Here is a 14,697-nt window from a genome sequence, read left to right as displayed (position 1 = left end):
GTTTATAAAGGGGCAAAGGGCGCGCTTGTGGCTGGCGAGAGGGGGTAAATGACACAGTGGCGGCTCTTCCGTCCTGCCTTGGCATCACTCCCAGATCTTTGATCGTCAGATGTCTAGGCAGGTCGGCCTAACCAGCCCTCTGTCATTCCGTCCCTGACCATGATTTTCCGTCAAAGCTCCGTCCTGCCATGGTTCCGAGCCACTGCGAAACTGCCTGCCTCAGCCCTCGCGCTTCTTCTGATGGTCTCGAGCCAGGTGCCTCTGCCTGCGGCGACTGTTGACTGGGGTGTCTCGCAGTCCGGCACACCGGGCGTGTATTCCTGGCAGCATCTTTACAACTGGACGTCGAACACGGACTACATCACACCGCCCGCCATTCCCTCGCTCGCGGGAGACGTGGCGAACCTGAACCTCCTCAGCCTAACCGGAAATCAAACCATCAATCTCAACGGTGCTGTCACGCTCGGCACCTTGAACCTGGGTGATGCGGCGGGACAGTTTGCCTACACCCTCGCTCCAGGCACGGGCGGTTCATTGATCATGAACAATGGCGGCACGGCGGCGGTCAACAAGACCGGCCAGGCCTTTGACATCATCAGCTCCAACATCACGCTCACGAACAACACCGACTTTAATGTGAACGATGGTGCTCTCGTGCTCACCGGTGTGCTGAGCGGTACGGGGACAGGCCTAACGAAAAATGGTGATGGAACACTCATCCTGCGCGGGGCGAACACCTACACCGGGGCGAACACGCTGAACGGCGGCATGACGCTCCTCGTGCCCCTGGTCAATGACGGCACCGTGCTCGGCACAGTCGCTGGCGCTACCGTGGTGAATGCCGGGGCCACGCTGGCCACCGGTCCGGATGCCCTGGGCTCCGGCGGCATTGGCGCCCCGAGCGAACCCATCACCCTGAACGGCAATGGATTCCGCAACAACGGCGCTCTGCGGAGTTTCATGGGGGCCAATGGTCCTACCATCTCGGGGGTGATCACACTGGGCAGTGCCACGCGCATTCAGAACGACCAGGCCGGAACTCTGACGCTGTCAGCGGCCATGAATATCAACCAGGAGCTGACGGCCGGCGGGGTCGGCTTTGTTGACATTTCTGGCGCGGCTTCCGGAGCATCGACCATCAACCACTATGGCATCGGCGGCTTGCGCCTTCGCAGCATCGCGTCCGGCCAGAGTTACTCTGGCACGATCACTTCCACGCTGGGTGAGATCCGCGCCGACTACGGAACCGATGTGCTGGCGAACGCGCCCTATGCGGATGTCTCCGCGCTGAGCATGAGAAACTCCTGGCTGCGCATCGGCTTTGGCAACACCGCCGGCAGCGCCACCAATGATGATAACACGAACAGCACGGCCAACAGCCGCTTCTCCACCACGGCGCCGATCTCCATGGCCAGCAGCCAGATCTACATCGACAATGCTTCCTTCAGCGGCACTTCCACAAGTTTCTATGACTATGCGGTGATCCAGGGGCTGGGTGCCACCACCATCACCGGTGGTCACAACCGCATCGGCTTCCGCTCGGCGGACGCGGGCAGCGTGCTCATGACTCTTGCCAGCCTCTCGGTGCCCAATCCGGGCACCACTCTTGAACTGTTCGTGGACAGCCTCATCGGCACTGCCTTGGGCGCAGGCACGAAGCACCGTATTCTGAACTCTGCCATCGGCGCGGATGTGCCGTTTGTCGGTGGCTGGGCCTACACCTACTCCGCCACCGCAGGCACTGGCGGCGAGTTTGTGAAGTATGACTTCAGCGGTGGCAATGGCTACACGGCTCTCACAGGCCTGCCCACCTCCATCTCCAGCGCGACACCGACGGACAACGTGCGCCCGACTACGGCGCAGACGGGCTTTGGCGCGAAGACGATCAACTCCCTGAACATCGCCGGTGGTGTGGCCATCGGTGCTCCTGGAGACACGCTGGACATCACATCCGGGGGCATGATGAGCAGCAGCGGCACGAACACCATCGCCGCCACCAGCGTCACCAGCAGCGGCGGGACGCTTTACGACATCGCCATCGTCTCCCACAACATCTCGGCGGACATCACCGGCCCGATTGACTATGTGAAAACGGGCGGCGGTATCACCTCCATGCTCGCCAGCAACAGCTACACAGGCACGACCTACATCAATGAAGGTGTGTTTCGTGGAGTCATCGGTTCACTGGCGACGGCGCTTGGCTCCGGCAATTTGAATTTCGGCGGTTCTCCCAACTCGCCTGCGGCTTATGAGACAGACGATGATTTTTCCCGCGCGCTCGGCACCGGCCCTGGCCAGGTGCAGTTCCTGGGTGGTGGTGGTGTGGGCGGTGGCAGCTCTGGCATCAACGCCTATGGTGCGCCAGTCACGGTGAATCTCGGCGGTGCCGGCGGCACGATCACCTGGGGCAGTCCCACCTTCAATCCTGGCATCTTCGGTCTGAACGTGGGCGGGGCCTCCACCCATGCCATCACCTTCATGAACACCCTCGATTTCGCGGGCGAGCAGCGATATGTGCGCGTGGACGGCAGCGGCTCAGGCACGGAGCGCGGCGCGCTGGTGATCATGGCCGGTGACATGCAAAACGGCTCCCTGGTGAAGCGCGGTGGCGGCACGCTGGTGTTTGACACACCCAAGACGTATGAAAACGGCACCATCGTGAACCAGGGGCAGCTCTGGCTGCGCGGCACTGGCAGGGCAGGTGCCAACGTGAGCGGCAATGACATCCAGATCGCGGCAGATGGTTACCTCCGCATCGAGTCACCCGTGAACATCGGCAGCCGCCAGATGATCATTCTTCAGAACGTCAACAATGACACTCCAGCCGCGGTCTCCTTCGGCGCAGGTTACGGCACGGGTGAGCAGATCACCTTCAGCAGCTTTAACTCCACCAGCGGACCTCTGGGCAGCGGGCCTAACAACATTTTGATCGCGAACAACCAGTCCGGTCAGGCCCGCCGTGTGGCGGTCACGATCAGCGGCAACAACGACTTCCGCAAAGATGTCCTCGGCGAGATCCGCACCGTGGCTCCGAACGTGGAAGCATGGTTCGGCGCGGACAATGGCAACGGCACTTTCACAGGCACCACGCTGTCTCCCTCCGGCGGCACAGGAACCCAGACAGGAACGTTGACGGCAGCTCCTGCCTACCGCCTGGGTGGTCATACCAGCAATGGTGGTGTCCTCACCATCGCCAATGCCAACGTGCTCTCTGACACGGCGCTGGGAGTGCCGACACCGCTCATCGTCGGCGCGCCTGATGCGACGGACCGCAATTACACCGACGGCACGGTCTACATCCCGAAGGCCCAGGCCTTCTCCGGTCAGGTCACCATTGGCCAGGGTGGCCTCTTGTGGGCGGGTGAGAACGCTTCCCTCGGCTCAGGCAGCTTTGACATCAACCTGCGGGCAGGCGAGCTCCGCCTGGACACGCAGAGCAATGCCTTTGGTGGTGAAATCAACACCCAGTATGGCGGTCGCAATCTCAACATCGGCGGCGGCACCAGCACGGTCCGCACCAGCACTCTGGATGGCGGCGGCTTCAACACCGTCACTCTGGGGAATCTGACCTTTGATGCCAACCGCACGCTGCAGGTGCTGTCCGTCGGCACCAACTTCACGGACCTTGCCGTCAACAACATCGTGTTCAACAACTCGGCCAACACGATCGATCTCACCGTTGGCGTTGACAACAGCTTCCAGGCGGGTGCGGGCTTGCTCACCGTGAACGGCATCATCGGCGACCAGGCCACGGGTGCGCAGACGCTGCGCAAGAACAATGGCGGCGTGCTGGTGCTCAATGGCGCGAACACTTTTGACGGTGGTTTGATCGTCACCCAGGGCCGCGTGGTGCTCTCCAACACAAGCGCCGCAGGCACAGGCAGCATTCAGCTGACCTCAAACAGCGACCGTCGCACTGACGTCGAGTATCGCATCAACGGCAGCGGTCCGTTCCTGTTTAACAATGCTCTGACGACCAGCGGCGGCAATGACGGCAGCACACGTGTCATCGCGGTGGGGCCTACCGGCCCCGGTTCTGAAAACCAGGTGGTGCAGATCCCCAGCCTCACCATCGGTCATGCGGGCGTGTATGCCACCAGCGGCGGCACCAGCAGCGCGATCTATTTTGACGGTGCCAACGGCTACAGCACCACCATCACCGGCAACATCAATCTCAACCGCAGCATCGTCCTGCGCACTCGCGGTGCCCTGACCACGGTCAACGGGGCCATCGTCTCCAACGCCGCGGCCAACATCCTGGAGAAATTTGAGCAGGGCACGCTCTGGCTCAATGGTGCCAGCACGACAGCCTTCGACACCGTGATCAGCAATGGTTACCTGGTGCTTGGCAACGGCAGCGCTCTCGGCACGGCCACCACGGACGTCAACATGCGCAGCGCCTCCTTCTCGCAGTTGCTGCTGTCTGGCACGACGAACTTCGGGCGCAACATCATCAACACGGCCACGGGCAGTGTGCAGACCATTGGCGGTCTGGATGCCGGGGCGAAGATCTTCAGCGGCGGCATCAACCTCTCCACCCGCGGCGTGGCTCTCACCGCCATCGCCGGAGGAGACACCACGTTCAGCGGTGTGATCAGCGGCGGCGCGGGCTTCGGCATCGACAAGCAGGGAAGCGGCACGGTGTTCCTCACCAATGCCAACACCTACAGTGGCACCACCACCGTCTCGCAAGGCACATTGGTCGGCACCGCACGAGCGGTGGGCAGCCCCTTTGGCACAGGTGCCATCTCCATGGCGGACGGGGAGCTGAGGCTCGCCGGTATTGGCGGTGCCACCACCACCACGGCGGGTGTGCTGACCACCGGCGGCGGCGCGCGTCTGGGGATTGATGCCACCGCAGGCGGTGTCACGACGTTCAGGTTTGACTCTCTCGTCCGCACCGGCGCGGGCAGCATCACGTTTGTTCCGACCACAGGCTCGCTGAACACGAACGAGATCTTCAACTTCACGAATGCGCCGGTCCTGGCGAATGGCATCGTCGGCCCCTGGGCCGTGCACGCTGCCTCGGGTGCCAGCAACGCTGCGCACTATGTGACCACCAGCAGCAATAACATCGTCAGCCTCGCAGGTGCTTATGGCGGCACGGGCGATCTCAACGGTGCCTCCGGCCCGACCCAGGTCTTCGATGCAGGAGTGACTGGCGGCACCCTCACAGCGGACCGTTCCGTCTTCGCCTTCCGCACGGATGCGAACGTCAATCTCGGCACCTTCACCTTGAATCTCGGTGACAACGCCACCCCTGCCAACGGCGGCGGCATGATCCTGAATGCGGGCGCTGACATCAACGGCGCGGCGGGATCACGGATCAACATCGGCAACACGCAGATGAATGTGTATGTGGACAATGCGGCGGTTTCCAGCCTCAACGTGCCGGTGGTGAACACACGCAACAATGCGACCAACACGCTGAGCACCGTCTTCACCAAGTTTGGTCCGGGCACACTGGAGATCGGCTCCGTGCAGCAGTTCCAGGGCAACATCGAGCTGAATCGCGGAACCCTCAGCTTCACGGTTCCCAATGCGCTGCCGCTGTTCTCCAACCTCAACGGCACCACGGGCTCTTTGGTGATCATGTCACCCGGCACGGAGATCCTGCTCAACAACAACAACCAGGAGTTTGGCAACATCTCAGCGGTGAATCCGAGCAACTCCTTCCAGTTCTCTGCGGGCACCTTGAACCTCGGCACAGCCACACTGACCGTGGGGCGTGACGACGGCAGCCAGACCTTCAACGGCCAGATCCTGGGCGGTGCGGGCTCTATGCTGGTCAAGGTGGGAACCGGGCGGCTCACGCTGGACAACATCAATGGCAACAAACCCAACTCGATCGAAGCCGTGCGCATCGACCGTGGCTTTTTGACGACCTGGGCGAATGACAACTCATGGGCCACGCCTACCAGCAATATTTCTGCCATCCCCGGCACGGCCACGGTGTATCTCCGCGGTGGTGAGTGGGAGGTGCGCGCCATCGGTGACAGCTCCAGCAACGCGCAGCGCATCAACATCGGCAATAGCATCATCCACCAGGGTGGCGACTCCGCCCTGGACACCGACCGTGCGACCGGCGGCGGCAGCAACAAGCTGCTGACCTTCAACAACCTCACTCTCGATGTGCAGCGGTTCCTCATGACGGGTGGAAACACCTTTATCCCACGGTTTGACGGCACGATCACCCTGACCAACCACGCGCGTGTGCAGATGGATGCCGCAGGCGTCTTTGCCGGCACCATCACCGACGGTGGCAATGGCTATACGCTGAACAAGATCGGCGGCTCTGATCTCGCCATCGGGGGTGACAACAGCGCCACCTGGCGCGGCGGCCTGGTGGTGACCGGCGGCACGCTGCTCTTTGGCACCCGCGGGCTGGATGACGTCCGCTCCCCAGGGACGACCTTTGTTTCCCTCTCCACGGCTAACGCCGGCACCGGGGACATCATTGTGAACCAAGGTTCGGTGATCCGCCTCAACGCGCCGTCCAACGTGCTCACCGCGCAGGGGCAGGAAGTGCGCATCTACGGCTCCGAGCGTGGTTCCACCACCCGTGTGGACCTGCAGATGGACGCACCGATCACCGACTATGGACTGCGCTCCCTGACGGACGGCTCCATCGCCCTGGGACTTTCCGAAGGTGCCTGGACCACGCCGATCAACATGGCGCGCGTGGGCAATGGCAACTGGGGAATCGCCGCGCTGAGCAACACCTACTACACGCCCACCACGCTCGGCGCCGGTCTGGACAATATTTACCGCTTCAATTCCACCTCAGCAGGCATCCTCAGCATCACCAACTCAGGTGTGGTCACCGGCACGGCCTCCGTGCTGGTCGGGAAGGATCCCATCTACAATGGCGCCACTCCAGCGGGCTCGGGTGCCAACATCCGTTTCTACGGGGATCAGAACTACACAGGCAGCACCACCATTTACCGTGTGGCAGACGGTGGCAGCATCGGCGGCCTGCTGGAGCTCACCGGTGACACGGCCTCCCCGACCTTTGATGTGTATGGCCGTCTCACGCTGCGTGGCGCGGGCCGCCTAACGAATGATGCGGGAACTCAAACGAGCACGCTCAACCTGCGCCCCGGCGGCAACCTGCGCCTGGATTACAGCATGGATGTGGCCGACAGCATCTTTAACTCCCGTCTCAATGACTCGAACCTCGGCCTTGCGATCACGGAGAACAAGCTGGGGGACACCACGCCGCTGGTGCTTGATGGTGCAGGCGTCAACCTCATCAACCATAACGCCCGTGTGAACATGGAGACGGTGGGCGCCATCACCGTGAAGGGCGGCGCAGGCATCACCCTGGAGCGCAACGGCACAGGCGGCCAGATCCTGCTCTACACACCGAGCATCACCCGCAACGGTCAGAGCACGCTGACGATCCGTGAAAACGCCAACGAGCTCGGCTCCATCAACATTCAGTCGATGAAGCTCATCCTGACCGGTGGTGATCCCGTGCTGACCAACGGCATCGTGGCCCCCTGGATGATCAACGCCACGCGGCGCACCTTCCTGAGCTACAACTCAGTCACCGGCTTCACCAACGCGCCTTTTGTCCTTGGAACGGTCACGGCCGGCACGGGTGACGCCTTCCTGAGCAGCGTGACCGCCACGGATGTGGTGCAGTTCTCCGGCGGCTTTGGTGACACCACGCTCACCGGCACCAAGAATATGTATGCCCTGCGTGTGGACGAGGAGAGCAGCACCAATGACATGATCTTCAATGGCGGCCAGATCAACATCCACAGCGGTGGTCTCATCCTCGGCAGTGACGACGGCAACCGTGTGGACTTCAACACGACGAACGTCTATTTCGGCAATGGTTCCACGCCGGTGGAGGGCATTGTTTATGGCGGTCACTCCGGCCCGAACTCACGCTTTGGCGGCGTGGTCACCGCGGCAAATCTGACGCTGGACGGCCCTGGCGGCTTCCAGTTTGTGAACACGGCCAACGCCATCACCGGCACCATCCAGCTGAATGGCGGCAGGCTTTACCTGGACGGCGCCGGCACCCAGGGCACGGCCAGTGAGATCATCCTGCACAGCAACTACGCCAACAATTTCAACGGCAACCAGATTGCGGATCTGCGCCTGCGCCATAACAGCGCCACCACCACCTTCACCGGCCTAACCATCACCGTGGCGGAAAACGTGGGCCAGGCCATCATCCAGGCGGAGCGCTACACGGGGTCTGGAACCACCACGGCCGTGCAGTTCCAGAACCTGAACATTCTGGGCACCACCGGCCCGGCCGGCACGCTGCTGCGCATGAACAACAGCAACTCGAACACGGATGTGCTGGGCACCACCACCATCGGCGGCACCAGCCCTGTGGGCATGAACGTGAATGCGAACACCTGGCGTCTCATGGGCAGCATCACCGGTGCGGCGCCCATCGTGAAGACGGGGGATGGTGTCCTGCGCTGGGATGCTGACAACAGCGGCTTCACTGGCGGCTTCGTGCTGAACCGCGGGGAGTGGCGTCTCACGTCCAACTCGGCGGCGAACTATGATGTGGCCGGCACGGGTGATGTGGAACTGAACTTCGGCACCGTGCGCATGGCCTTCAACGGCACCTCCAGCGTCTTCACGGCGGCGGGGCAGGACATCAATGTCAACGGCCAGATCCTCTTCCTGGTGGATCGTGATGGTGGATCCGCAGCCGCGCGCACCATCGGCACCAACAATTCCGGAAACGTCTTCCGCACCTCCAACAGTCCCTATCTCGTTTTCCAGTCACCTTCGTTTGGTGATGACCTGGTCCTGGAGAACATCCTGGAGATCAATGACAGCCCGACCTTCCGCACGGACAGCTCGGACCTCTTCCTGCGTGATATTGTGCGTGGCAATGGCATCTTCAACAAGGCAGGCATCTGGTATCTGCACTTTGACAACAATGCAGCGAACACCTGGACCGGCGGCTTCAACAACTTCACCGGCGTCACCACCGTGCGCCAGACCAATGCCACCCTCGGCACCGGCCCGGTGCAGATCTTTGCGGGCACGGGCCTCTCCATTGCCAGCACAGCGCAGCTGGGCACCACCGGCCTAACCAATATCTTTACCAGCGGCGGCGCCATGCCGGTGATTGGCACACGCACGATCGCCAACTTCAACAGCATCACCGCGGCTGCCGCAGGCGTCATTCGCGGCACCGGTGCGGGGGTGCTCGCCATCGACAACAACCAGAGCCTGACGGTGGACCCGGCCATGGCCACCCGTGACGGAGGTGTCTACAACACGTGGTATCTCGGCTCGCAGGACGGCAACGGCAACCTCACGGCCAACAGCGTGGCTCCCTGGGGCACGGGCGGCGCGGAATTCCGCCTCGGTGGTGGCAGCACCACGCTGACGGTCAATCCGGCCACGGTGGGCGCGCAGTTTGCCGGCGCGTCTAACAAGATGCTCATCGGCGCTCAGGACACGGTGATGGGATACGGCACCGTGACCTTCGGTGCGAACTCCGCGAACACCTATGGCGGCGGCACTCTGGTGGCCCGCTCACGCAACCTTGATGGTGGTTACCGCGCTGCCATCCTCTCGCTGCAGGGCGGCGCCATCGGCACGGGCACCACTTTCCGCACACCGCTGGGCACCGGCCAGGTGGATCTGGTGGGTGAGGGACGCATCGAGGGCGCCTCCGGCACGGCTGTGGGCGGCACTGGGGTCAATGCCAACACCTGGGTCTTCCATCCAGGTTCACGCCTCCGTTTTGACAACAACACGCCTTTCACCGGCAGCGGTACCACAGGCACCCGTGCCGCGGGCACGCTGGGAGGCGGAGGGCGCTGGACTGACACGGTGGGCATCACGCTGAACAGCTCCGTGCTTGAGTTGTTCGGTGACAACACGGACCACATCGCCAACCGCGAAGTCATCGGCGCCCTGACCATTCAGGGAGGCTCTGAAGTGGTCATCCGCCGTGACACAGGTTTCTGGGTGGAGCTGAACACGGGCGCCATCACCCGCAGTGGCAATGGCACGATGATGGTCACCGGCATGGTGGTCAATACCAACACGGCCGGCATCCTCGGCACCGTGGCCAGCAATGTGGGCAGTGCCCTCTTCCTGGCGTCCAACGGCGCCGACCTCATGAACAACGGCATGGTGGCGCCGTGGATCGTCAGCCGCGTGGACAACAACTTCATGAAGTATAACGCCACGCTGGGCTTCCAGGACATCACCCAGGGCGGCGCGCCGGTGAACTACATCACGCACACCGGCAACACGCTGACGATGCCCTTGAACGATGGCACGGAGATCCTGAACCTGACGACGGCCACGGCCACGCTGGGCGCCAACCTCAACCTCCATGCCCTGCGTCTCGACCGCGACATCAACAGCAGCGCTGACAATGCCTTCAACCGGATCACCATCCAGAGCGGCGGTCTGATCCAGGCTTCCTCGGCCATCGCTCCGAACATCAATCCCGATGTCTACTTCGGTTCCCTGGCCGGTGATGGCGAGGCGCTCATCTATGCCTCCGCGAACACCATGCAGTTCAATGGCAAGATCTTCGCCAGTGATGTGACGAAGTTTGGCACGGGCTTCATGAACGTCCGCAGCGACCAGGCGCACTTCAGCGGTGACTGGATCATCAACAACGGCGGCATCCAGTTCCTCACCCCCGGTGCTCAAGGCGCGGGCGAGGTCATCCTCAACGGTGCGCGCATGACGGACCGTGACAGCACATTGAACCTCACGGAAGTGCGTTATAACTTCAACAGCGGCACTCCGGACCTCTTCACCTGGACCGGTGGCAAGATCACGGTCAACAGCCTCGGCATCATCCGCAGCGTGGGCGCGAGCGACCGCCTGAGCCAGCTCCCTGCCGTGGACCTGAAGACCTCCGGCAGCGGCCATGAGGGCATTGTCTTCTTCCAGGTGGACGGCTCCCGCCACACCACGCGCACAGGCGCCGTCACGCTGTATGACAACTACCTGCTCAGCTCTGATGCGGTGAGCTTCGGCCCGGGTTCCACCAGCGGCATCCAGCTCGGTGCTGGCAATGGCGCCGGCGGCCTGAACAACCAGGGCCTCTATGATGTGCGCCTCTCCGGTGACGGCATGTTCACCCTGGGTGACAACAGCAGCAGCTTCACCGGCAGCCGCACCTTCAGCATTGGCGATGGCAGCGCGCGTGTGACGCACAATGGTGCCTTCGGTGCCAGCACGGTCACGGCCGTGGTGCGCTCCACAGGCTCCATCGAAGTGGCAGTGCCAAACTTCCAGCCCACGGCCAACCTGGTGCAGGAGCCCGGCTCGATCGAGCGCTGGGCGGTCAGTGATGCTCGTGGCACGGGCAGCTACAGCCTGCCGAATGGCGTGCATCTCCAGCTCTTCACGGATGTCGCGGGCACGCGCACCATCAACCTCGCCGGTGGTTCCATCATGGGTTATCTGCCGCTCGACTATGATCAGGTGGCGGTCATCCAGACCATCCGCAGCGGTGTGACGGTGAACCTCACGGCCAATTCCTTCCTTGGCCAGATCTACCCTGCCGGCATCTCCAGTGGCGCCAACCATTTCATGTATGACATGGGCAAGCTGAACACGAGCACGAACCTGAATCCGAATGATGTGGGTCTGCGTGGTTCCTACCTGGTGATCGATGGCAGCATCACCGGCAATTTCTCACTCACGAAGGTGGGGCAGGATGTGATCAAGCTCGCGGGTGCGAACACCTTCACGGGTCTGGACATCCAGGGCGGTGTCATCCAGATCGGTCGTGACAATGCGCTGCTTCCCACGGTGGCGGTCACCACTCGTGGAGATGGCTACTCCGCCATTCTCGATCTCAATGGTTACAACCAGCAGATCGGCTCGCTCGCCGGTCCTGGCGGCACCATCAACAACAGCGGCTTTGGCATCAACACGCTGACGGTCAACCAGGCTGTCAACACCGTCTACGGTGGTTCCATCCAGGGTGCGGTGACTCTCACCAAGCGTGGCGCGGGCACACTGCAACTGACCGGCATCAATGAATACCAGGGCGGCACCGTGCTGCAGGAAGGCACGCTCTCCGTGGCGGCGGACACCAGCCTGGGCCGTGTGCATCTCACCACGCGTGCGGATTCTCTGCGCTTCGCCGGCGGCACGCTGCAGACCACCGTCAGCATGACCATCGCCCAGACACGCGGCATCACGCTGGATCCGGCGGGCGGCACCTTCCAGGTCTCCGCAGGCACCACCACGCAGGTGAACTCCATCATCACCGGCTCCGGCGGCCTCTCGAAGACCGGCAGCGGCATCCTCCAGCTCAACAATGCGACGAACGACTACATCGGCGTAACCAACATTATGGCAGGGACTCTGCAGGCGAATGGTGTGAACCGCCTTGCCGCCCGGTCCCGCCATGTGCTGACGGGTGACGTGACCTCCGGCACCCTGGCTCTGAATGGCAGCAACCAGGCCATCGGCTCGCTGGCCAGCACCGGCCCGGTTCCGGCGAATGCCACCGTCGCTCTCGGCACGAGCATTCTCACACTCGGCGCGGATCGCACGCAGGATGGTGTGTATGCAGGTGCCGTCACGGGTGGCGCGGGTTCGGCCCTCCGTCTGAATGGCAGCGGCCTGGTGCAGACTCTCTCCACCGCTGACAACAGCGCCCAGGCCTGGGCCACAGAAGTGGCGAACGGCCAGCTCGTGCTGGCGAATGGTGCCAGACCTGGCTCAGGCGCTTTCACGCTCGGTGTGATCGGTGTCTCCGGCATTGATGACCTGGCCGTGCTGGATCTGCAGGGCATCACAGGCCTGACGAACAATATCTCGGTGACGAATGCCAACAGCACCGGCAGCGTGTTTATCACGGCCTCCGGTGCCGCGGACTCCTCCATCAACGGCTCCGTCAATCTGGCGCGCAAGACCTTCCTCGGTGCCAGCGCGGGTCGTCAGTTAAGCTTGGATGGCGCGATCACCGGCTCAGGCCGCATCACGGTCCTGGATGGCGGCACGCTGAGCCTTAACACCGCGAACACCTACGGCACCGGCGGTGGTGTGTCTGGCACGGCCATCGATGGCGGCACCGTCATCCGCTCCGGCACTCTCCAGCTTGGCAACAACCTCGCTGCGGGCACGGGAAGCATCGAGCTGGGTGACACCACCTCCACGCTCGGCGCGGCGGTGGATCGCGCGGCGCTGACCAGCATCCTCGGCAGCGGCAGCTTCAATCCGAATGGCAATGGTGCCGCAGGTGTGGGCTTCGGTGAGTTCACCGGCATCAGCTCCACGCTCGATGGCAGCACCTACACCTCCGGTGATGTCGGCAAGCGCATCCTCGTGGCGGGTGAGGAAGGCAATCCTGAGCGCAATGGCATCTACGTCATCGTCAGTGTCAATGGCAGCACGATGAACATCGCCCGCTCCAGCGACACACAGACGAGTGATGCTCTTCGCTACGGCGCGCAGGTGGCCGTGACGAATGGCAGCTCCGGTGGCAAGACCTTCTTCATGTATGAGGAGAATGTGGTGGTGCGCAACGAGCCGGGCCTGAACCCCGTGCGCTTCCGCGAAGACGCGGTGAATCCTGGCATCTCCCTGCTGCAGAGCGCCCCGGGCCTCGCCGTGGCTAACAACATGGATGTCAACGCCACCAGCGCGGGCACCGTCACCATCGGAGCGAGCGCTGCTGTCACCACCGGCACCAGCACCTTCTCCGGCGCGGTTCGTCTGCAGAACCTGCAGGCCGGTGTGTCTGAGACACGCACGGTGAACTTGAGCTCGAACATCACCGGCAGTTCCGGTGTGGTCTTCTCCAATGTCATCAGCGAGGTCGACCAGACGGTGGGCACGGGTGATGTGCTCTCCATCAGCAAGGTGGGTGATGGCGTGGTCACCATGAGCGCTGCGAACACCTACCGCGGCACGACAGCCGTGACCGCTGGACGTCTGCAGGTCGGCAATGGCACGAGCGGCAGCATTCTCGGCACAGGCGCAGTCACCGTCACGGGTGCTGCCACCACGCTGGCCACGGCGCCGGTCCTGGCGGGTGGTTCGGCCACCACGGTCATCGCCGGTGCGGTGACGGTCGGCACGGCTTCCAACCCTGGCATCCTTGCTCCTGGCATCATCAACAGCGCCACGAGCAACCAGTCCATGACCTTCTCGAACTCTGCGGGCCTGGTCATTGCCAATGCCTCGCAGGTGCAGATGTCCATCACCAACCCGACGCTGAACAGCAGCAACGGCACGATCAGTGCCTGGCTGGCGAGCGGCAATGTGCTGAACGACTACATCACCGCGAACCCAGGCTCCGCCGCGCTGCTGAACATAGCGCCCGGCACCTACGGTGATCTGGACTACATCAATGTCTCGACTGGCGCGTTCACCATCGGCAGCCGCGCTGGCGCAGGCTTTGGCAGCGGCAGCATCCTGGTGCAGAGCAATGGCTGGAATGCTCCGGCCGCGGGTGACATGTTCAACCTGATCGACTGGGTGGGCGCCATGGGTGGCAGCTTCTCCATTCCTGGCACGGGCACCGCAGGCGGTGTGTATGGAGATCTGGATCTCCCCATGCTCTCTGGAAATCTCATCTGGGACCTCTCGGCCTTCAGCTCGCATGGCATCATCGCCGTCACTACGGTGATTCCGGAGCCTTCCCGGGCACTGTTCATGCTACTGGGACTGCTTGCGATCTTCGGCCGCCGCCGTCGCTCATCTGTCGCGTCACATTAATCC

The 14,697-nt window shown here is 62.8% G+C and carries 1 protein-coding gene; it reads left to right on the top strand.

The genetic code is table 11. The features are described from left to right. The first annotated feature begins 159 nt into the window (after positions 1–159). Positions 160–14,694 (top strand): autotransporter-associated beta strand repeat-containing protein, encoded by a 14,535-nt coding sequence (locus tag BGE01nite_RS23260; protein WP_146854234.1) that lies wholly within the window; start codon positions 160–162, stop codon positions 14,692–14,694. The last annotated feature ends 3 nt before the right edge of the window (positions 14,695–14,697 follow it).

The organism is Prosthecobacter gellanilyticus (assembly GCF_007992435.1).
In the GTDB taxonomy this organism is placed as follows: Bacteria; Verrucomicrobiota; Verrucomicrobiia; order Verrucomicrobiales; family Verrucomicrobiaceae; genus Prosthecobacter; species Prosthecobacter gellanilyticus.
This window is presented reverse-complemented; position numbering and strand designations above follow the sequence as displayed.

Excerpts from the sequence above, each read along its gene's own strand:
- BGE01nite_RS23260 (WP_146854234.1), top strand. The coding sequence starts at position 160 with ATGATTTTCCGTCAAAGCTCCGTCCTGCCATGGTTCCGAGCCACTGCG.